This window comes from Leucobacter sp. NPDC077196 (assembly GCF_040687075.1).
Classification (GTDB): Bacteria; Actinomycetota; Actinomycetes; order Actinomycetales; family Microbacteriaceae; genus Leucobacter.
On sequence record NZ_JBFBML010000001.1, the window covers coordinates 485091 to 505563 of the forward strand.

The 20473-nt window shown below is 66.4% G+C and carries 21 protein-coding genes; 11 read left to right on the forward strand and 10 right to left on the reverse strand.

The window, feature by feature from the left end:
* Window positions 1–51 precede the first annotated feature (51 nt).
* From AB0O71_RS02325 to AB0O71_RS02335, 3 genes are all read right to left on the reverse strand, one after another.
* Window positions 52–822, reverse strand: coding sequence for an ABC transporter permease (locus AB0O71_RS02325; protein WP_363742124.1), 771 nt, complete (start codon window positions 820–822; stop codon window positions 52–54).
* Between the two features lie 89 nt (window positions 823–911).
* Window positions 912–1778 (reverse strand): molybdate ABC transporter substrate-binding protein, encoded by an 867-nt coding sequence (gene modA, locus AB0O71_RS02330; RefSeq protein WP_363741421.1) that lies wholly within the window; start codon window positions 1776–1778, stop codon window positions 912–914.
* 30 nt (window positions 1779–1808) lie between these two features.
* Window positions 1809–2207 carry a TOBE domain-containing protein gene (locus AB0O71_RS02335; protein ID WP_363741423.1) on the reverse strand — a complete coding sequence of 133 codons (399 nt, stop codon included), beginning with the start codon at window positions 2205–2207 and terminating at the stop codon, window positions 1809–1811.
* A 227-nt stretch (window positions 2208–2434) separates the two neighbouring features.
* On the opposite strand from AB0O71_RS02335, the gene AB0O71_RS02340 reads away from it, so the two are divergent.
* Genes AB0O71_RS02340 through fmdA form a run of 3 tightly spaced genes read left to right on the forward strand, consistent with a single transcriptional unit; the run spans window position 2435 to window position 4667 of the window.
* Window positions 2435–3085: an AmiS/UreI family transporter gene (locus tag AB0O71_RS02340; protein WP_363741425.1), complete on the forward strand. Its 651-nt coding sequence runs from the start codon at window positions 2435–2437 to the stop codon at window positions 3083–3085.
* Window positions 3086–3128: 43 nt separating this feature from the next.
* Complete coding sequence (locus AB0O71_RS02345; protein WP_363741427.1) at window positions 3129–3359, forward strand: zinc ribbon domain-containing protein; 231 nt, start codon at window positions 3129–3131, stop codon at window positions 3357–3359.
* 54 nt (window positions 3360–3413) lie between these two features.
* On the forward strand, window positions 3414–4667 hold the full coding sequence (fmdA, locus tag AB0O71_RS02350) for a formamidase (protein ID WP_363741429.1): 1254 nt from the start codon (window positions 3414–3416) through the stop codon (window positions 4665–4667).
* A 57-nt stretch (window positions 4668–4724) separates the two neighbouring features.
* On the opposite strand, the gene AB0O71_RS02355 is transcribed toward fmdA, so the two are convergent.
* Window positions 4725–7049 (reverse strand): FdhF/YdeP family oxidoreductase, encoded by a 2325-nt coding sequence (locus AB0O71_RS02355; protein ID WP_363741432.1) that lies wholly within the window; start codon window positions 7047–7049, stop codon window positions 4725–4727.
* On the reverse strand, window positions 7046–7936 hold the full coding sequence (fdhD, locus tag AB0O71_RS02360; RefSeq protein ID WP_363741435.1) for a formate dehydrogenase accessory sulfurtransferase FdhD: 891 nt from the start codon (window positions 7934–7936) through the stop codon (window positions 7046–7048). Before fdhD ends, AB0O71_RS02355 begins: the two co-directional genes overlap by 4 nt.
* Before the next feature lie 76 nt (window positions 7937–8012).
* Here fdhD and glp point away from each other — a divergent pair, with 76 nt between their 5' ends.
* The 3 genes from glp (at window position 8013) to AB0O71_RS02375 (ending at window position 10259) form a co-directional block, all read left to right on the forward strand.
* Window positions 8013–9290 carry a gephyrin-like molybdotransferase Glp gene (gene glp / locus AB0O71_RS02365; RefSeq protein WP_363741437.1) on the forward strand — a complete coding sequence of 426 codons (1278 nt, stop codon included), beginning with the start codon at window positions 8013–8015 and terminating at the stop codon, window positions 9288–9290.
* Window positions 9284–9883, forward strand: coding sequence for an NTP transferase domain-containing protein (locus tag AB0O71_RS02370; protein ID WP_363741440.1), 600 nt, complete (start codon window positions 9284–9286; stop codon window positions 9881–9883). Before glp ends, AB0O71_RS02370 begins: the two co-directional genes overlap by 7 nt.
* 91 nt (window positions 9884–9974) lie before the next feature.
* Entirely contained in the window at window positions 9975–10259 is a 285-nt protein-coding gene (locus tag AB0O71_RS02375) for a DUF6457 domain-containing protein (RefSeq protein WP_363741443.1), read from the forward strand.
* A gap of 70 nt (window positions 10260–10329) precedes the next feature.
* Here AB0O71_RS02375 and AB0O71_RS02380 read toward each other — a convergent pair whose 3' ends face one another.
* Both AB0O71_RS02380 and AB0O71_RS02385 read right to left on the reverse strand, forming a co-directional pair.
* Window positions 10330–11166 (reverse strand): inositol monophosphatase family protein, encoded by an 837-nt coding sequence (locus AB0O71_RS02380; protein ID WP_363741446.1) that lies wholly within the window; start codon window positions 11164–11166, stop codon window positions 10330–10332.
* Between the two features lie 113 nt (window positions 11167–11279).
* Window positions 11280–12509: an ammonium transporter gene (locus AB0O71_RS02385; protein ID WP_363741448.1), complete on the reverse strand. Its 1230-nt coding sequence runs from the start codon at window positions 12507–12509 to the stop codon at window positions 11280–11282.
* A gap of 313 nt (window positions 12510–12822) precedes the next feature.
* Between AB0O71_RS02385 and rpsO the strand changes: the two genes are divergently transcribed.
* Window positions 12823–13092: a 30S ribosomal protein S15 gene (gene rpsO / locus AB0O71_RS02390; protein ID WP_090147728.1), complete on the forward strand. Its 270-nt coding sequence runs from the start codon at window positions 12823–12825 to the stop codon at window positions 13090–13092.
* Window positions 13093–13216: 124 nt separating this feature from the next.
* Here rpsO and AB0O71_RS02395 read toward each other — a convergent pair whose 3' ends face one another.
* The 3 genes from AB0O71_RS02395 to AB0O71_RS02405 form a co-directional block, all read right to left on the reverse strand.
* Window positions 13217–13711, reverse strand: a complete 495-nt coding sequence (locus AB0O71_RS02395) for a hypothetical protein (protein ID WP_363741451.1) — start codon at window positions 13709–13711, stop codon at window positions 13217–13219.
* A gap of 405 nt (window positions 13712–14116) precedes the next feature.
* Complete coding sequence (locus AB0O71_RS02400; protein ID WP_090147733.1) at window positions 14117–15511, reverse strand: aspartate aminotransferase family protein; 1395 nt, start codon at window positions 15509–15511, stop codon at window positions 14117–14119.
* A 2-nt stretch (window positions 15512–15513) separates the two neighbouring features.
* Entirely contained in the window at window positions 15514–15981 is a 468-nt protein-coding gene (locus tag AB0O71_RS02405; protein WP_090147736.1) for an Lrp/AsnC family transcriptional regulator, read from the reverse strand.
* A 309-nt stretch (window positions 15982–16290) separates the two neighbouring features.
* Here AB0O71_RS02405 and AB0O71_RS02410 point away from each other — a divergent pair, with 309 nt between their 5' ends.
* From AB0O71_RS02410 to AB0O71_RS02425, 4 genes are read left to right on the forward strand one after another with little or no spacing between them, the layout of a single operon-like run.
* A complete protein-coding gene (locus tag AB0O71_RS02410) occupies window positions 16291–17493 on the forward strand; it encodes a spermidine/putrescine ABC transporter substrate-binding protein (RefSeq protein WP_363741456.1) in 1203 nt (400 codons plus the stop codon).
* Window positions 17490–18677: an ABC transporter ATP-binding protein gene (locus AB0O71_RS02415; protein WP_363741458.1), complete on the forward strand. Its 1188-nt coding sequence runs from the start codon at window positions 17490–17492 to the stop codon at window positions 18675–18677. Before AB0O71_RS02410 ends, AB0O71_RS02415 begins: the two co-directional genes overlap by 4 nt.
* Before the next feature lie 12 nt (window positions 18678–18689).
* On the forward strand, window positions 18690–19550 hold the full coding sequence (locus AB0O71_RS02420) for an ABC transporter permease (RefSeq protein ID WP_363741461.1): 861 nt from the start codon (window positions 18690–18692) through the stop codon (window positions 19548–19550).
* The gene (locus tag AB0O71_RS02425) at window positions 19547–20347 is read left to right on the forward strand and encodes an ABC transporter permease (protein WP_363741464.1); all 801 of its coding nucleotides are present in this window, start codon (window positions 19547–19549) and stop codon (window positions 20345–20347) included. Before AB0O71_RS02420 ends, AB0O71_RS02425 begins: the two co-directional genes overlap by 4 nt.
* Window positions 20348–20473 lie beyond the last annotated feature (126 nt).

The window sequence follows — 20473 nt, forward strand, 5'->3', positions numbered from 1 at the left end:
ACCTCCTGCGCGCCACCCTAGCAGTTGCTCCCCGGCCCCAGCGGTGAAGCGCTACAGCGCACGTGACGCGGTGCGCCCCTGCACCAGCGCGAGGGAGGCGATGGCGATGGCGATGAGGATCAGCGACAGCGTGAGCGCGGTGTCCTGCGTCACACCGGCACCGTTGAACGCGGTGTAGATCGCCAGGGGAACGGTGCGCGTCGTGCCGCCGGCGTTGCCCGCGAAGAGCGCCGTCGCGCCGAACTCCCCGAGGGCGCGCGTGAAGCACAGAATGACACCGGCGGTGAGACCCGGGCGGATCAGCGGCAGCGTGACTCTGAAGAGCCTCGTCGTTGGCGTCGCGCCGAGCGTGGCAGCGGCGTCTCCGAACGCTGGCGTGAGACTGCGCAGCGCGCTCTCGACCGAGATGATGAGGAACGGAAGCGACACGAACGTTTGCGCGATGACGACGGCGGCAGTGGTGAAGGGGATTCGAATGCCGGCCTCCATGAGGAAGTCACCGAACACCCCGCCGCGTCCGAGCAGCGACAGCAATGCCAAGCCGCCGACAAGGGGAGGGAGCACGAGCGGCAGAGTGACGATTCCGCGCAGCAGCACCGACCACCAGCCGTTCGCTCGGGAGAGCACGATGGCGAGAGGGACGCCCAGCAGAATGCAGCAGAGCGTTGCCGAGACCGCCGTGGTGACCGAGAGTGCGAGGGCGCTGCCGGTTTCAGGCGAGGATAGCGTTGCGGGCAGGGCCGACCAGTTCATGCGAGTCAGCAGCGCCACGAGCGGCAGCACGAGGAGTGCGCCACCGAGCAGCGCGGGAACCACCACCAGCGCTGGGACATCGCCGTCGCTCCGCTGCCGCGATCCGCGTCGACGTAAGCGACGGCCGGAGTGCGCGATGTGTCGGCGGTACCCGTCGCTCACGGGACTGGAACCGGTCCGAAGCCGAGGTCGGCCAGGCGGGCCTGAGCCGAGTCGGTGAGCAGATAGTCGGCGAATGCTCGAGCAGCCGCGTCTGACCGGGATCCTTCGAGGGGCGCGATGAGATAACTGCCCGCGGCTTCGGCCGCCCCGGGAATCTCGATTCCGTCGACCTCGCCCGCTGAGCGCAGCACATCGGAGCGGTAGATCAGCCCCGCATCTGCCTCCCCGGACGCCACCTTCGTCATCACTGCCGTCACGTTCTGCTCCTCGCTCGCGGGATCCAACTCCACCCCGTCGCGCTCGAGCAACTGCCGCGCCGCGGCTCCGCAGGGCACCTCGGGCGCGCACATCACCAGGGTCGGCACCCGTCCATCCCCGCCGAGATCGTCGAGATCGGCGAGGGACTCGATGCCGAGGGGATTTCCCGGCGCCACCGCGATCTCGAGGCTGCTCGTCGCGAAGGGAACGGGTTCGGCACCGAGCAGCCCGGCATCGGCCACGCTCGACATGGTGTGCTCGTCGGCAGAGGCGAAGACGTCGACCGGAGCACCGCCGATGATCTGTGCGGCGAGCACCGATGAGCCGTCGAACGTGAGCGCATCGAACTCGACGCCGGGATGCTCGACTCTGAAGTCGTCGGCGATCTCCGCGAAGGCCTCCTGCAGCGAGGCGGCTGCGGCGACCGTGAGGGAGCCCGACAGATTCGTGCCCGCAGCTCCGTCGACGTCGGTATCACCTGACTCGGGGGCCGTACCGCACCCCGTGAGCGCGAGGATCCCGGCCACGACGGTGGCGACGCCGGCTCGGCGGGCACGTGTACCAGCGCTCGAGCGGGTGCGGGAAGTTGCGAGTGCGTGGGGCACGAGAGCTCCTCGAGTGGGCGGGCCGCCGGTTCACCGGCGTTCGGCTTCGATCATGACGGTGGTGGCTTTGACGACGCCCGTCGCGCGAGACCCGACCTCGATTGCGAGATCGTCGAGCGCTTCGGCGGTCATGAGCGAGACGACGCGATTCGGCCCGCACTGAAGCTCGACCTGTGCGACCAGGCCCTCTCGCTGCACGGCCGTCACGATTCCCGTGAATCGATTGCGCGCGCTGCGTCGCATAGTGCCCGGCTCGCCCGGGTCGGGCGCGAGCTCGAGTGCCCGCCGGGCGAGCGATGCCCCGGTCACGGTGCGTCGCCCGGATGCGTCAACCGACGCATCGAGGGCTCCGTCGGCGCTCCAGCGGCGGATGGTGTCATCGCTGACCCCGAGAAGTACAGCGGCTTCGCTGATCCTGAAATGCGTCACGAGCGCCAGTATATCGCCGGTTCTGCGGGACCGAGCGGGCGTTCGAGGCGCGCGTGCGGGCCGTGGAATGGCGGCTCGAGTGCCGCGGTGCGCGCCATCTGTTGACTTGTTTTGGAACTGGGGCTAGCTTCTGGAGCAGAGCGGTCGCCCAGTGAGTGTGCGGCTGCCGAGCCTGACCGAGGTATGTTCCCGGTCGCTCTTCACGCAGTGCAGCGAGGGGAGAAGCAATGAGTAGTGTTGGATTGCTCTATGTCGGGGCGGTGCTGTTCATCAACGGACTGATGCTGCTCGACGTCGTGCCAGCGCGGGCCGCCGCCGCCATGAACCTCTTCGTCGGCGGGATGCAAGTGGTCTTCCCGACCATCATCATCGCCCAAGCGAACGGCGACCCTTCGGTGATTCTCGGAGCTTCTGGCCTGTATCTGTTCGGGTTCACCTACCTCTACGTCGCCTGGAACACGCTGACCGGTGCGAGCGGCGAGGGGCTCGGCTGGTTCTCGATCTTCGTCGCGGCGTGCGCGGTCATCTACGGTGTCGTGCAATTCACGCACGCGGCTGATCCGGTCTTCGGCGTGATCTGGTGGTCGTGGGCCGTGCTCTGGCTGCTCTTCTTCCTCGTGCTCGCCCGTGGACGCGAGCGGCTGACGCGACTGACGGGGTGGTTCACCCTGCTACTCGGCATCGGAACAGGAGCAGTGCCGGCACTCATGCTCCTGACCGGAACCTACGTCACGGGCGCAGTGCCGGCGCTCGTAGCGGCTGCAGCTTTCGCGGCATGCTTCGCCGTGGCGTGGGTGCTCGGCCGCCCCGGCCAGCACACATCCGCCCGTGTCCCGGCCGGTGCGACGACCGGAGGTCGAACCGATGCCGAACTATAGCTTTCGCTGCGCCGAGGGGTGCGCCTTCGATGCCATGTATTCGATGAGCGAGGTGCCTCGAAACATCACTTGCAAGCGGTGCGGGGCTGCCGCCACCCGCGCCATCACTGCACCTCACCTTTCCGCCGCGGGCAGCAGCACGTACGACTTGATCGAGCGGAGCGCGCAGAGCGCCCACGAACCGCAGACGGTCGATCGCCTTCCCGCTCGAGGGGCGACTGCGCGTCAGCCCGTCAGCCGCAATCCGCTTCACGCACGGTTACCCAAGCCGTAAGCACAGACCCTGCAAGACCCCGCACCACCCGCAACAGGAAGAGAGGACGAGCCGATGCCCGAACATGTATTCCAGCTGGATTCGAAGAAGAAGTTCACCGAGCAGGAGAAGGTCGGCCACAACCGCTGGCACCCAGAGATCCCTCCCGTCGCCACCGTGAAGCCCGGAGACGCGTTTCGCGTCGACTGCCGCGAGTGGTTCGACGGCGCGATCGTCAACGACGACTCGGCGCAAGACATCCTCGACGCACCGCTGCTGACGGTGCACACGCTGAGCGGGCCGTTCCGCGTCGAGGGGGCGCAGCCGGGCGACCTGCTCATCGTCGACATTCTCGACGTCGGCCCGATTCCACAAGAGGATTCCGGCCCGCTCGCCGGGCAGGGCTGGGGATACACGGGAATCTTCGCGAAACGCAACGGCGGCAGCTTCCTGACTGACCAGTTCCCCGACGCGTACAAGGCGATCTGGGACTTCTCGGGGCAGACCGCGACGTCCCGGCACATTCCCGGAGTCTCGTTCACCGGCATCATTCATCCGGGGCTCATGGGAACCGCTCCATCCGCCGGGCTGCTCTCGAAATGGAACGCGCGCGAGGCTGCGCTCATCGCCACCGATCCGGATCGCGTTCCGCCGCTGGCCCTTCCGCCGGAGGCCGAGCACGCCGTGCTGGGCGGGCTGGATCGCGGGGAGTGGGCGCGCGTCGGCGGTGAAGCGGCGCGGACCGCGCCGCCGCGCGAGAACGGCGGCAACCAGGACATCAAGAACTTCACCAAGGGCTCCCGCGTGTTCTACCCGGTGTTCGTGGACGGCGCCAATCTCTCGGTCGGGGACCTGCACTTCTCGCAGGGCGACGGGGAGATCACGTTCTGCGGCGCGATCGAGATGGGCGGGTTCATCGACCTGCGCGTGGACCTGATCAAGGGCGGCATGGAGACCTACGGCGTGCACGAGAACGCGATCTTCATGCCCGGTAACGTCGAACCGCAGTACAGCCACTGGCTCGCCTTCTCGGGCACGTCGGTGACGCTCGACGGTGAGCAGCGCTATCTCGACTCGCACCTTTCGTACCAGCGAGCCTGTCTGCACGCCATCGACTACCTTACGAAGTTCGGCTACAGCCCGGAGCAGGCCTATCTGCTGCTCGGAGCCGCTCCGATCGAGGGGCGCCTCTCAGGAGTCGTCGACATTCCGAACTCCTGCTCCACCGTGTATCTGCCGACCGAGATCTTCGACTTCGACCCGCGCCCGTCGCAGGCGGGGCCCACCCAGATCGACCCGGGCATGGGAGCGCCGCGCGCCGCTGCGTGACCGCAATGTACCCCGGGTGCCTGCTTCGCCGTTGTCGGAGAGGCAAGCACCCGGAGGTTACACGGTGACCGGGCGCCCGACGCCGACTGGCGTGTGTGACGCCTCGAGCCGTACGACGACTGCCTTCGACACGGGGGTGTTGCTCTCGAGGGCGGTGCTGTCGAGCGGCACGAGCACATTCGCCTCTGGGAAGTACGCGGCCGCGCACCCGCGTGCCGTGGGGAATGCGACCGTGCGGAACCCGCGGAGCACGCGGTCCGGCTGATCCTTCCACTCGCTGAAGATGTCGACGGTCTGCCCGTCGGCCAATCCGAGCTCAGCGAGATCATCGGGGTGCACGAAGATCACCGAGCGACCCTTCTTGATGCCGCGGTAGCGGTCGTTCAGGCTATAAATCGTCGTGTTGAACTGATCGTGTGAGCGGATGGTCTGCAGGATCAGCCGGCCTGGAGGGCACTCCACGTGCTCCAGCCCGTTCACCGTCATGCGCGCCTTGCCGGTAGCGGTGTCGAAGCGGCGCTCGTCGCGGGGTCCGTTCGGCAAGAGGAAGCCGTCCTTCCGCCGCGTCTTCTCGTTGTAGTCCGCACAGCCTGGAACGACGCGAGAGATGTGATCGCGAATCACGTCGTAGTCGTCGATCATCGCAAGCCAGTCGATCCCGTGACGGTTGCCGAGCGTCGCGTGGGCGATGCCGGCGACGATCGCGATCTCTGAGCGCACGTGCTCCGAGATCGGCGGCACCTGCCCGTGCGAGGCGTGCACGGCGCAGACCGTGTCTTCGACGGTGACGTACTGAGGGCCGCTGAGCTGCACGTCGACCTCGGTACGCCCGAGCACCGGCAGAATCAGAGCCTCCTCACCCGTGATCACGTGCGAACGGTTGAGCTTGGTCGAGAGCTGGACGCTGAGACGAGTCTTGCGCATCGCAGACTCGGCAAGATTCGTGTCCGAGATCGCACCGAGCAGGTTGCCCCCGAGGCCGAACCAGACCTTGATCTTGCCCTCGTCGAGGGCCCGAATGCCGTGCACCGCGTCCACCCCGTGTTCGCGCGGAGGATCGAATGAGAACTCCTTGCCAAGTGCATCGAGGAAGGAATCGGGCATCTGCTCCCACACGCCCATGGTGCGATCGCCCTGCACGTTCGAGTGACCGCGAATGGGTGATGCACCGGCCCCGGGCCTGCCGATATTGCCGCGGAGCAGCAGGAGGTTGATGATCTCCTTGATCGTGTCGACGCTGCGCCGGTGCTGCGTAATGCCCATGGCCCAGCAGATGATCACGCGACCGGCGCGCATGTACCGCTCGGCGAATTCGTCGATCTCTGCCGCGGAGAGCCCGGTGGCGCGCTCGACCGCCGCGTCGTCCACGTGCACGATGTGCTCAGCGAACTCCTCGAAGCCGTCGCAGTACTCGGAGATGAACTCGTGGTCGAGCACGGTGCCGGGGGCGCGTCGCTCGGCCTCCATGACGCGCTTGGACACGGCCTGCAGCAGCGCGGCGTCGCCGCCGGAGCGGATCTTGAGGAACTGGTCGGCGATCTGCAGCGGTTTGCCGACGTACCCCCGCACCTTCTGCGGGTCCTTGTACCCGAGCAGGCCGGCCTCGGGCAGCGGGTTCACCGCGACGACGCTCGCCCCGTTCTCCTTCGCCTCTTCGAGGGCGGTGAGCATGCGGGGGTGATTCGTGCCCGGGTTCTGACCCATGATGATGATCAGGTCGGATTCGAGGAAGTCGTTGTAGGCGATCGTGGACTTACCGATGCCGACCGTGTACGTCATCGCGGTGCCCGTCGACTCGTGGCACATGTTGGAGCAGTCGGGCAGGTTGTTCGTGCCGAGGACGCGAGCGAACAGCTGGTAGATGAATGCCGCCTCGTTCGACGCGCGCCCGCTCGTGTAGAACGACGCCTCGTCCGCGTGATCCAGCGCGTTCAGATGCCCCGCGGCGATGTCGAAGGCCCGGTCCCAGCTGACCGGCTCGTAATGATCGGAATCCGCCGGCTTGTAGACCGGCTCGGTGATCCGCCCCTGCATGCCCAGCCAGTACTCGGTCTTGTCCTCGAGCGACGTGAGCGAGTGCTCCTCCCAGAACGAACGGGGGACGGTCACGGGCGTCGCCTCCCAGGTCACCGCCTTGCCGCCGTTCTCGCAGAACTCCGCGATCTTGCGGTGCTCCGGGTCGGGCCAGGCGCAGCTCATGCAGTCGAAGCCGTCTTTGTGGTTGATCTTCGTCATGAGCTTCGCGGTTTTGGCGAGGCCCAGTGTTTTCACCGCCGGCTCCATCGAATGGAAGACGCCGCCGAGCCCCGCGGCATAGTCCTTCGGCTCGGTGACCTCGATGTCGGCGTCGGAGAAGTCGTCGCGGGGGGCCTTGGGGCTCATGGGTGCACTGCTTTCTCGAGGGGGCCGACGTCACTGCCGGCTGGATCTAGTGATTCGTGCGCGATGTCGGTGATGCGGTCGTCGCGGTTGTAGACGACCATCGAGTCCCCGCGCAGAAAGCCGACGAGGGTGATTCCCGACGACTCGGCGAGCTCGACCGCGAGCGACGAGGGGGCTGACACGGCGGTCAGCATGGGAATCCCCGCCATGAGAGCCTTCTGCGTGAGCTCGAAGCTCGCGCGAGCCGAGACCATCAGCACGACGGATCGCAGGGGCAGCAGCCCCTGCAGGAGGGCCCAGCCTACGACCTTGTCGACCGCGTTGTGGCGGCCGACGTCTTCGCGCAGCACGAGCATCTCGCCCGTTCGCCCGTCGAAGAGGGCGGCGGCGTGGAGGCCGCCCGTTCGCTCGAAGACGGCCTGCTGGGCGCGCAGCTGATCGGGGAATGTGATGATCATGGAAGCGTCGATGCGGAGTGGATCTTCTGCGACGTCGAAGCGCGAGCGCGTGTGCACGGCATCGATGGTCGCCTTGCCGCAGAGCCCGCACGAGCTCGTCGTGGTGAAGTTTCGCTCCAAGCTGGGATCTGGGGGAGCCACGCCCGGTCCGAGGGCGACATCGAGCACGTTGTACGTGTTTGGCTCGCCGTCGCTTGCGCAGTGGATGGCGGCGGCGAAGTCGCTCTGCTGGTGAACCACTCCCTCGGAGACGAGGAAGCCTGCGGCGAGTTCGACGTCGTGCCCGGGGCTGCGCATCGTTACGGCGAGCGACCTGCCGCGCACACGGATCTCGAGCGGTTCTTCCACCGCGAGGAAATCGGCTCGTCGAACGCGGGATCCGCCGACGGTGAGGCGGGTCACTCTTCGACGCGCTGCGATACGTGACACACCTCTTGGATATCATCGAAGGTGATCGGGAGCAAGGCGCCGTACCGGCGCGCACCGAAATCGAAAGCGTGGTGACATGGGCACGGGCAGCCAAGGCGCGGCGCTGGATGCCGGGCCCGTTTCCGTCGACGAGCATCTGCGAACCGTGCTCGATACCGTCGCCGCGCTCCCGGCGATCGACGTTCCCCTCCGGGAATCACTGGGCCTGGTGCTCGCTGCTGATGTCGTCGCTGCGGTCGATCTGCCGCTCTGGCACAACTCGGCGATGGATGGCTACGCCGTGAGCAGTGCTGACACCGCGTCGGCCGCGCTCGCGTCGCCCGTGCGCTTGCGGATCGTCGGGGAAGTCGCGGCCGGAACCAGCGACGATCCCGAACTGCTTCCGGGAACCGCCGTACGCATCATGACCGGCGCGCCCCTGCCGAGCGCCGCGGACGCCGTGATTCCCGTCGAACACACGAGTTCCGACGTGCCCGGAGCATTATGGGCCGAGCGCACCGTGCAGGTGCGCCAAGCGGTGTCGCGCGGCGCCCACGTGCGCCGACGTGGCGAGGATGTTCTCGCCGGCGCCGTGCTCGCGCGTACCGGCGAACGCCTGGGAGCGCGCCGCCTCGCCGCGATCGCTGCCGCCGGGGTCGCTGCAGTGCGCGTGCGCCGACGGCCGCGCGTCGCCGTGATCGCCACCGGCGCCGAGTTGCAGGTTGCCGGCGCGACGCTCGAGCGCGGGCAGATTCCCGAGTCGAACTCGGTGCTCATCGCCGGTCTGCTTGCGGAGGACGGGATCGAGGCGGCGTCGGTCTCGGTGAGCGGCGACGACGCTTCGGCGTTCGCCTCGCGGCTCGCTCACCTCTCCGGCGACGTCGACGCGGTGATCACCACCGGTGGTGTCGGGCCGGGCCTGCACGACATCGTGAGGATCGCACTTGCAGCCGAGCCTTCGGTGAGAGCCGTGCGGGTCGCCGTCAAACCGGGGCAGCCGCAGTGCTTCGGCACGCTGTCCGGTGGGGCAGTGATATTCTCGCTCCCCGGCAATCCCGTGAGCGCGGCCGTCAGCTACGAGCTCTTCGTGCGGCCCGCGCTCCGGCGGATGCAGGGATCAGAGCGACTGCACCGGCCGCGAATTCCGGCCGTCGTGGACCGAGGCTGGCGAGGCAACGCCGAACGCGTACAGGTGCTCCCCGTGCGCGTGCGCAGCACGGCCGCCGGCTTGCACTGCGTCCCCGCGGTCGATGCGCGCGGATACTCGCACGCCGTGGGTGGGCATGGGTCGGCAGACGGGTACGCGATCGTCGAGCACGGCCGCGGCGACGTGGTCGCGGGGGAATCGGTCGACACCGTGCTGGTGTCATGGTGAACGCGGCGAGGGGCCTCGGCGCGATCATCTTCGCGGGAGGCCGGGGATCGCGGCTCGGTGGGGTCGACAAGGCCGATCTCGAGCTCGGGGGAGCACGACTGGTCGATCGCGCGGTCGCGGGGGCCCGACTCGCAGGAGTGGCACGACCCGTCGTCGTCGGCCCGACCGGCGCGGCGCCCCCCGGTTGCCTGGCAGTGCGGGAGCAGCCGCCGTACTCGGGGCCGCTTGCCGCGCTCGCCGCAGGTCTTGCGGTCATCGACAGCGACGTCGACGAGGTGCTGCTGCTCGCATGCGACCTCGTGCGACCCGATGACGTGGTGGCGCAATTGCGCGTTCACGCTCCCGCGGCTCGCGAGGACGCGGTGCTGCTGCGCGATCCCGAGGGCCGCTCCCAATGGCTCGCCGGCCGGTATCGGGTGCCCTCGCTCGCTCGTGCCATTGCGGCGCTCGACGGTCTCGTCGCTGACCAACCGCTGCGACGCGTCATGGCCTCGCTCGAGCTGCGGTGGCTCGACGCCGACGCCGAGACCGTCGCAGATATCGACACGCCGAGCGATCTCGCTCGCGCACGCGCAGCCATACATCGCTCCTGAATCAGCCATCGCAGCACCCCGCAGCAGCCCGCAGCAGCCCGCAGCAGCCCGCAGCAGCCCGCAGTAGCCCGCAGCACAGCCTGGAGGAATCATGTCGCACTCGAAGCATCTCCCACCCGAAGCGCTCGACGCCTGGCTCGCCGTCGCTGCGGCAGAACTCGACGTCGAGCCCGATGCCGTCCGCATCGGCACCGTGCTCGATGTCGCTCGCGATGTCGCTCATGACGTCGCGCGACCGGCTGCACCCCTGTCGACATTTCTGCTCGGCGTGGCGTACGGGCGGGCGGGGGCAGCTGATCCGGCACAGTTGGCAGCGCTCGCCGAGCAGCTCACTGCCCGCGCAGCCGCATGGAAAGCAACGCGCGAAACCGAGTGACGCAAATTCGGGTGGCACCGGGCGGTGGTGAGCCGCGCGTTGCGAGTGCGCGCTACTACCCGAGTGCGCGCTACTGCCCGAGTGCGAGCGAGCGGAGCTCTTCGACGATTCCTGCAGCTCCGACCACCATGAATGACTCGCCCGGAGGTGTCGCCGCATCGCGGCCGATCAGCGTGGCCCCGGCCTCGCTCGCAATCAGCACACCGGCGGCGTAGTCCCACGGCTGCAAGCCCTGCTCGTAGTAAGCGTCGAGTCGGCCGGCTGCGAGCATGCAGAGGTCGTACGCTGCGGATCCATTCCGGCGGATGTCGCGCGCCCGTGGAATGACGCGCGCCACCATCTCGGCCTGTTCGATGCGACGCTCGACCGTGTACCCGAAGCCGGTGGCCACGAGTGACACGGAGAGATCCTCCTGGCCCGTGATACGAATGGGCTTCCCGTTGCGGTATGCGCCGCCGCCCTGCCATGCGACGAAGGTCTCGGAGGTACGCGGGTTGCAGACCGCGCCCGCGATCGCACGGCGACCATCGGCGTAGGCGGCTGCGTCGGCGACGGTCGCGGCGATACTCACGGCGTAGGCCGGGAGATCGTAGAGGTAGTTGACGGTGCCGTCGATCGGATCGATGACCCAGGTGATGCCGCTCGTCCCGGGAATACCCGTGCCCTCTTCACCGAGAATGCCGTCATCGGGCCGCACCTCTTGGATCGCGGCGACGATGAGCCGCTCCGACTCCTGATCTGCCGCGGTGACGACGTCGGTAGCGCTTGACTTGCTGGCCGCGACGGAGACCCCCAATGCGCGGAGTTCGAGGACGCGGGCTGCAGCGTGCTCGGCAATCCGTGCGGCGATCTGGGCGAGATCCTTCGCGTCGTGGTCGGTCGATACGGCTGCGGGGGAATCGGTCATGGGCACGAGCCTATCTGAGCAGCGAGGTGCGGCACGCGCGCCGAAGGGTGATGCTGGCAGCAGAACGGGGCCCGAGCGTCATCGACCGGGCCCCGCGTTCAAGGGAGGATGGATCAGCGCGTCGGCGCCGTCACCACCTCGGGGGAGGCGTATGCGTACGCCTCTTCGCCGTGCGCGGCGAAGTCGATCCCGGCCTCTTCCACCTGCTGGGGAACGCGAAGCCCGGTGATGAGCTTCACGCCGAGCGCGATGACCAGCGACACCACGAAGGAGTACACCATCACCGCGAGCACGGAGATCGTCTGCACCAGGAGCAGCCCGGCGTCGCCCCCGGTGAAGAGGCCGTCGGAGAAGGCGAAGAAGCCCAGGTAGAGCGAGCCGATCACTCCGGCGACCAGGTGCAGGCCCACCACGTCGAGGGAATCGTCGTATCCGAGGCGGTACTTCCACTCGATGGCGAGCGCGCACGCCATGCCGGCGATCAGCCCGAGCAGCAGCGCCCAGACGGGGGAGAGACTCGCGGCGGCCGGTGTGATCGCGACGAGGCCGCCCACCGCGCCCGATGCCGCACCGATGACGCCGGGCTTCTTGCCGCGCATCACATCGACGAGGATCCAGCCGACGATACCGGCAGCAGGGGCGGCGAGCGTGTTGACCAGGATCAGGCCGGCCTCACCGGTCTCAGTCGCGAGGCCTCCGTTGAAGCCGATCCAGCCGAACCAGAGCAGTGCCGCGCCGATCGTGACGAGCGGAATGCTGTGGGGCTGGTGCGATCCCTTGCCGAAGCCGATGCGCTTGCCCGCCACCAGTGCCAGTGCCAGTGCTGCAGCTCCGGCGTTGATGTGAATGACCGTGCCGCCCGCGAGGTCGATGACATCGGGCAGGCCCAGCGTGCTGCCGAGATTCTGGATCCACCCGCCGCCCCAGACCCAGGCTGCGACCGGGAAGTACACGAGGGTGGCCCAGACGCCTGAGAACAGCACCCACGAGCCGAGCCCGACGCGATCGGCGATGGCGCCCGAGATGAGCGCGGTCGTGATCATCGCGAAGACCGCCCCGAAGCCCACGCCGATGAAGCTCGTCGGATCGGTGTTGATCAGGCCGAAGTCCTTGAACGGGCTGCCCGCGAAACCGCTCTCGCCCTCGGCGAAGTAGTTCATGCTGTAGCCGAAGAGGATCCACAGCACACCGACGACGCCCATGGCGCTGACGCTGAAGAGCATCATGTTGACGACCGAGCGCACCCGAACGAGTCCGCCGTAGAAGAGCGCGAGTCCGGGTGTCATGATCAGGACGAGTGCGGCGCTCGTAAGCGTCCACACGTCAGAAGGAGTGAGTTCCATGCTGGTGCCTTTCTCTCGAGCGGGCCGTGGCCGCCACAGTGGGTCCAGTGTGCGCCGTCGCTGTTTCGCGGCCGTCTCGGTGTCGTTACTGCGCCGTACCGGGTGTGTTTCGATCCGATGACGATGCGCCGATGCGGTGCGCTCACTGCGCGGTCTTGCGCGGCCCTGCGCGGTCGGCGGCGATACAGGCGCCTGATGGGCAACCCGGGTGAATGGGTGCTAAGCTGTTCAGGTTGCCGTTCGAACGGCCGCGGATAAAGAGAGCCCCAGCACCCCGCTGACGGCGCCGCGCAGCAAGAGGAAGGGGATCCCTATGGCACTTGAAGCAGATGTCAAGAAGGCGATCATCGAAGAATACGCGACAAAGCCTGGCGATACCGGTTCCCCTGAGGTTCAGGTCGCGATGCTCAGCCGTCGTATCAAGGATCTGACCGAGCACCTCAAGGAGCACAAGCACGACCACCACTCGCGTCGTGGCCTCCTGCTGCTCGTCGGCCAGCGCCGTCGTCTTCTGGGCTACCTCCAGAACGTCGACATCGCGCGTTACCGTTCGCTCATCGAGCGCATCGGTCTGCGCCGCTAATCTGCAGGTCCTCCGGCGATCGCCGGAAGCACCATCTGCGAAGCGCCCGTCACCTCACGGTGGCGGGCGCTTCTGCGTTTCCGTGAAGGCGGGGCCAGCGCTCGGCCAGATCGGCCAATTGGCGTCAGTACATGCCGGGAAGGCCGGGGATGCCGACGAGCCAACTGCTGAACCACGAGAGCGCGAACGAGACGAGGCCGATGGCGACCGATACCGCGGCGCCGATGGCGGCCCAGCGCCACCGAGTCAGGTGCTTCGTGAGAAGGCCGATGATCGCGAGCGCGCCGGCGATGAGCAGCAGGAGCACGTGCACGAGCGCGACCGCTATCGTTGCCGCGGTCAGCGAGCCCGACCTCGCCGCGGTGTTGTAGATCACCGGTGTGACGAGAGGGGTCAACGTTGTGAGGAGCAGAACGAGCAGGGCAACAATGCCCGGAACGTTCAGGCCGCCCGGTGCGCGAGGTGCCTGCCGAGGAGCCGCATAGGGCGGCGTCTGCGCAACGTGGGGCTGCTGCTGTGGCTGCGCGTACTGCGGCTGCTGCACCGGTTGCTGAGGTTGGGCGTACTGCTGAGAGGGTCGCTGTGGCTGCGCAGGCGGTTGCGGATCGAAGCTGCTCATAGCGTGAAGCCTATAGATCCCGCGGCATGATTTCGCCCACCCCGAGGGTTTCCCTCCACCGCGAGCGTATCTACAGTAGTTTTTTGCTCGGTCTCGGCACACACCCTCGGAGTCGGGCGCTTGAGGCTGGGCGATTCGAGAGTGCCGGGGACGAAGGGTCGGGTCGGTTCATCGCTTACAGTGGCGCCTGCGCGCACGAACGAGCGCCGTCGCGTATTGCTCGTGGATAACTCCCATACGTCACGTCGGTACGAAACGATGGCTTCACGGAAGGTCAGGTCGATACAGCGAGGATTCGCCGGGTCCGGGAACCGCTCTGGTTTCTGAGGTCTGCACTGGACGATCTGGAACGGGTGTGGCCCCCTCGCATGCGCGAGAGGGCCACACCCGTATCCGGAAAGCGTCTTAGATCTTCGAGGACGCATCCTTGAGGACGCTGCGGAGGATGCCGCCGATCTCGGCGAACTCCGACGGACCGATGGTCAGCGGCGGAGCGAGCTGGATGACGGGGTCGCCACGATCGTCGGCGCGGCAGTACAGGCCGGCCTCCCAGAGCGCGGGGGAGAGGTAATCGCGGAGCAGACGATCCGACTCCTCCTCGGTGAACGTCTCCTTGGTCGCCTTGTCCTTCACCAGCTCGATGCCGAAGAAGTAGCCTTCTCCGCGCACGTCGCCGACGATGTCGATGTCGAGCAGCTTCTCGAGCTCGGCGCGGAACAGCGGGCTGTTCTCGCGGACGCGCCCGTTGAGGTCCTCTTCCTCGAAAATGTCGAGGTTCTCGAGCGCAGCAGCCGCCGCGGCCGGGTGGCCGGCGAACGTGAAGCCGTGGTAGAAGGTGTTGTCGGTCGAGTTGAACGGCTCCGACACCTTGTCGGAGACGATCATCGCGCCGAGCGGGACGTAGCCCGAGGTGAGCGCCTTCGCCGAGGTGATGATGTCGGGCTCGTACCCGAGTGCGGTCGATGCGAAGAACTCACCGATGCGGCCGTAGGCGCAGATGACCTCGTCGGAGACGAGCAGCACGTCGTACTGGTCGCAGATCTCGCGCACGCGCTTGAAGTATCCGGGGGGCGGGGGGAAGCAGCCGCCCGAGTTCTGCACCGGCTCGAGGAAGACGGCCGCGACGGTGTCGGGGCCCTCGAACAGGATCGCCTCTTCGATGCGGTTCGCCGCCCACTGGCCGAAGGCCTCGAGGTCGTCGGAGGGTGCGCCCATCTCGTCTGCGCGGTAGAAGTTCGTGTTCGGAACACGGTGCCCACCGGGGGTGAGCGGCTCGTAGAACTTCTTCATGTCGGGGATGCCGGTGATGGCCAGCGCGCCCTGCGGGGTGCCGTGGTAGGCGACCGAGCGCGAGATGACCTTGTGCTTCATCGGCTGGCCCTTGATCTTCCAGAAGTGCTTCGCCAGCTTGAAGGCCGACTCCACAGCTTCGCCACCACCGGTGGTGAAGAAGACCTTGTTCATATCGCCGGGCGCGTAGCTCGAGAGGCGCTCGGAGAGCTCGATCGCTGCCGGGTGGCCGTACGACCAGATCGGCATGAAGTCGAGCTGCTGCATCTGCTTGGCCGCAGCCTGCACGATGCGCTCGCGACCGTGGCCGGCGTTGACCACGAAGAGCCCTGCGAGGCCGTCGATGTACTGCTTGCCGGCGGAGTCATAAATGTGGTGGCCCTCGGCGCGCGTGATGACGGGAATGCCGTCGTTGAGCACCTTGCGGTTGGTGAAGTGCGGCCACATGTGCTTCTTGGCCGAGGCCTGGAGCGCGGCAGTGTCTACCGCTGCAGTGGGATCGTAAGACATGGTTATCGTGTTCCCCAGTCGTATTTCTGTTTGGTGAGTTGGAGGTAGACGAAGGATTCGGTCGACGCAACGCCTTCGATCTTTCGGATCTGTTCGTTGAGCAGCTCGATCAACCCATCATCATCCTCGCAGACGACCTCGGCGAGGATGTCGTAGGAGCCCGCGCTGAGCACGACGTAACTGATCTCCGACATTTCAGCGAGGCGATCGGCGACGACCCTGGTGTCGCCGGAAACGCGGATGCCGAGCATGGCCTGGCGAGTGAAGCCCAGGCGCATCGGGTCGGTCACGGCAACAATCTGCATGACGCCGGCATCCGTGAGCTTCTGCACGCGCTGGCGCACGGCGGCCTCGCTGAGGCCGACCGCCTTCCCGATCTCGGCGTACGATCGACGGCCATCGCGCTGGAGTTGCTCGATGATCGCTTTCGACGTGGAATCGAGCGCTGGCGCATTGCGTTTGCTGCTCACGCTTCTGATTCTTGCAGTCGAACCGCGAAAACGCAAAGGAATCCGAAGAAGACCGATCCCGTTTCAGCGAATTTCCCCGTTCTTGCGATGTCGGGGCTGAACACGGAATTTCAGCTCGGCCGGTCTGGCCGCCCGCGCCAGTCCGGGCGTTCGGTTCGATCTCCGAACGGTAACCGTTCGATGACGAAAAGGAATCACTCTCCGAGATTCCTTGGCAGGGTGCTCGTACCTGTGCCATATTCGAGGCACCCCTGGCACTGTCGCCTCACGGCGGTGTGCCTTCGTTATGAGAATCAAGGGAGATATCTCATGGTGTTTCGCCAGCCAGAAGATCCGATCGTTCGCAACATCGTTCAGATGATCAGAGGGAAGCAGCTCGACCGCCGCCAGCTCTTGCGCGGTGCGGCTGTCGGAGCCGTCGGCCTCGGCGCGCTCGGCCTGAACGCCTGCTCGAGCGGCGGCGGGGGCGGCGGTGGTGACGGAGTGATCTGGGGCAACTGGACGTACTACCTCGACTACGACGATGCGACGGGCTCCTACCCCTCTCTCGACGCGTTCATCGAGCAGGCGGGGTACGACGTCCAGTACATCGAAGACATCGATGACAACAACACCTTCTACGGCAAGATCAAGGATCAGCTGCAGCTGGGTGACCACACCGGCTACGACACGATCACGATGACGGACTGGATGAACGGGCGCCTCATCACCGCGAACCAGGTGCAGGAGTTCGATTACGCGAACCTTCCGAACGTCACGGCGAACCTCGTCGACGCCCAGTGGGACGCGCTCGACGTGGACCCCGGGCGCAAGTTCTCGATTCCGTGGCAGCTCCCGGCGTCGGGCTGGGTGTGGAATACGGAAGCGGTGCCGAACGGCATCAAGACCCTCGACGACTTCCTCAATCCGGAGCTCAAGGGCAAAGTCGTGGTGCTCAGCGAGATGCGCGATACGGTCGGCATGATTCTCGCCGGTCTGGGGCATGATCCCGGCGGTGAATGGGGCGATACCGAGTTCGATGCGGCGATGGCGTGGCTCGATGATGCGCTGCAGAGCGGGCAGATCGGCAACGTCAAGGGCAATAGCTACACGCAGGATCTCATCACGGGAGATGCCTTGGCCGCAATGGCCTGGTCGGGCGACGTGATCATGCTGAACGCGGAGAACGACAACCAGTGGACCCTCGAGATCCCGGAATCGGGAGGCATGATCGCCTCCGACTCGTTCACCGTGCCGAACGGCACATCGCCCGAGGCGAAGGCGCGGGTCGAGGAGCTGATCAATTACTACTACGAACCAGAGGTCATGGCCCAGGTCGCCGACTACGTGACCTACGTGCCGCCGGTGAAGGGTACGCAGGAGGCGATGCAGCAGGTGAACCCCGAGAACTCCGATAACCCGCTCATCTTCCCGACCGAGCAGGATTGGGAGCACCTCCGCCCGTTCCGCACGCTGACGGCCGAGGAGGACAAGAAGTACTCCACCCAGTTCCAGAGCGTGCTGGGGCTGTGAGCGTGGGGGATCAGCAGCAGTTCGCAGAGTCGGGGGCGGATCTGCAGCTCGTCGGCATCCAGAAGCGGTTCCCAGGATTTACCGCGATCGAGCACCTCGATCTGACGATCCCGGCCGGCTCGTTCTTCGCGCTGCTCGGGCCCTCCGGCTGTGGGAAGACCACGACGCTCCGTCTCGTGGCGGGGCTCGAGGACGCGAGCGCAGGGCGCATCCTGATCGGGGGCGAAGATGTCACAGCCCTTACACCGCACCGCCGCCCCGTCAACACCGTCTTCCAGTCCTACGCGCTCTTTCCGCACATGTCAGTGCTCGAGAACGTCGCGTTCGGTCTCCGTCGCCGCCGCATCGCCGATGCCGCGGGGAAAGCGCACGAAGCGCTGCGTCTCGTCGAGCTCGATCACGTTGCTGACCGAAAGCCGGCGCAGCTCTCAGGCGGCCAGCAGCAGCGCGTCGCGCTGGCGCGTGCCGTCGTGAATCGTCCGGCGCTCCTCCTGCTCGACGAACCGCTGGGCGCGCTGGATCTGAAGCTGCGACGCCAGATGCAGCAGGAGCTCAAGCAGATTCAGCAGGAGGTCGGTCTCACGTTCTTGCACGTCACGCACGATCAGGAGGAGGCCATGACCATGGCCGATACGGTCGCGGTGATGAATCAGGGGCGGATCGAGCAGATGGGTGCGCCCGAGGACCTGTACGAGCTGCCCCGCACCGTGTTCGTCGCAAACTTCCTCGGCCAGTCCAATCTTTTTCCAGCGGACGTCGTCGGCGCGACGGATCAGGTGCTGCACGCTGATTTTCTCGGCACGCGACTGTCGGTTCCCCGCGCCCGGAGCGAGCGCGACAGCGGTCGGATCACGCTCGGAGTGCGACCGGAGAAGTTGACGCTCGCGCACTCGGAGTCTGCGCCCAATGCCGAGAGCAACGTGGTCGGCCCCGGTCGAGTGACGGACGTGTCGTTCATCGGCGTCAGCACGCAGTACACCGTCGCGCTGCCGGGAGCGGGTGACGTGCAGGTCTTCGAACAGAATCTGCAAGCCGGGCCCACGGCTGCCCTGGGCGACGAGGTGTGGCTCAGCTGGCGCATCGAGCACACGTTCGGTCTGCTGGACGAACCGCTCGACGCCGGGACGCACGATCCCGATCTGTCGACACGGGCCATCGCGTCGCAAACGGCGCTCGCGGAGTAAGGGGGATCCATCGTGGCCTTCACGGCATTCTCAGCGAGTGCGAAGCAGGTCGAACAGGCGCCGAAGAAGCGGAGTTGGGTCGCGCTCGTGCTGCTGGCGCCGGGCATCGCCTACATGCTGCTGTTCTTCGTCGCTCCGTTCTTCCAACTCGCCCTGACCTCACTCCAGGCGCCCGCCGACACCGGGGGCATCGGACAGTACGTCGCTGCGGCCCAGTTCTCGAACTACTGGTCGGCACTGCAGGAGTACTGGCCGCATCTCGTTCGATCGTTCATCTACGCGATCACCGCGACCATCATCGGCCTCATGATCAGCTACCCGCTGGCATACCTGATCGGTGTGAAGGTGCGCTCGAAGCCGATGCTGCAGGGCATCCTGCTGATCCTCGTCGTCGCTCCCTTCTTCATCAGCTTCCTGCTGCGCACCCTCGCGTGGAAAGCGATTCTGCCGAGTGAGCTGGTGGGTACCCACTTCTCCGTGATCTTCGGGCTCGTCTACAACTTCATCCCCTTCATGGTGCTGCCGATGTTCGCGTCCCTGCAGGCTCTCGATCTGCGGCTGCTCGAGGCAGGATCCGATCTGTACGCGTCGCCACTCACAACCTTCCGGCGTGTGACGCTCCCGCTCTCCATGCCGGGGATCGTGTCGGGAACACTGCTGAGCTTCATTCCGATGTCGGGTGATTATGTGAACGCGTCGCGCGAGTTCCTCGGCGGCACCTCGACGACCATGATCGGAAACGTCATCGAATCGAACTTCCTGCAGACGCAGAACTACCCGATGGCCGCGGCGCTCTCCATCATGTTGATGGTCATCATCCTCGTGTTCGTCGCCACCTATGTGCGCAAGAGCGGGGCGGAGGATCTGCTGTGAAACAGTTCAGTCTCGGAAAAGCGTTCGTGCCCGTCGTGAGCGCCATCGTGCTCATCTACCTGCTGCTCCCGATCCTGCACGTCATCGTGTTCTCCTTCAACGACTCGGGCCGCAACAACATCCTGTGGCGAGGGTTCACGCTGCGCAACTGGGAGAACCCGTGCGGCGCACCCCAGGTGTGCACCGCCTTCACCAACAGCATTCTCGTCGGCGTGGTCGCCACCGTGGTCGCGACGACACTCGGCACGCTGATCGCCATCGCGCTCGTGCGCTACCGTTTCAGAGCGCGCTCGACCGTCAGCCTCCTGCTCTTCACTCCGATGGCGACCCCCGAAGTGGTTCTGGGTGCCGGCCTCGCCGCGCAGTTCCTGCTCGCCGGCGTGGAGAAGGGGCTGGGCACGATCATTCTCGCGCACACGATGTTCTGCATCTCCTACGTCGTTGTCGCCGTGAAAGCCCGAGTCGCGAGCCTCGACCCGGCGATCGAAGAGGCCGGCCGAGATCTCTACGCATCACCGATGCAGGTGTTCTGGCGCGTCACGCTGCCGATGCTGGCGCCCGGCATCATCGGCGCCGCCCTCCTGAGCTTCGCGCTCTCGTTCGACGACTTCATCATCACGAACTTCAACTCGGGCACGGCGACGACATTCCCGAAGTTCATCTACGTCTCGGCGCTCAAGGGCGTGCCGGCGCAGGCGAATGTGCTGGCATCGATCGTGTTCGTCGCGGCACTGCTGCTGGTCATCGTGGTCCAGATGGTGAACATCAGCAAGCGAAAGCGGATGGCTCGGGCGTAACGGTCGCATCCGCCACGGGCGCGCTCTCCGGCGCAGGCCGAACGCGTGACACGCGCGTTCGGCTTGCGCGATCGTGCCGTGCGGGTGCAGGATGTGTGCTTGGCGAATTCCTCGTCGCCGCAATAG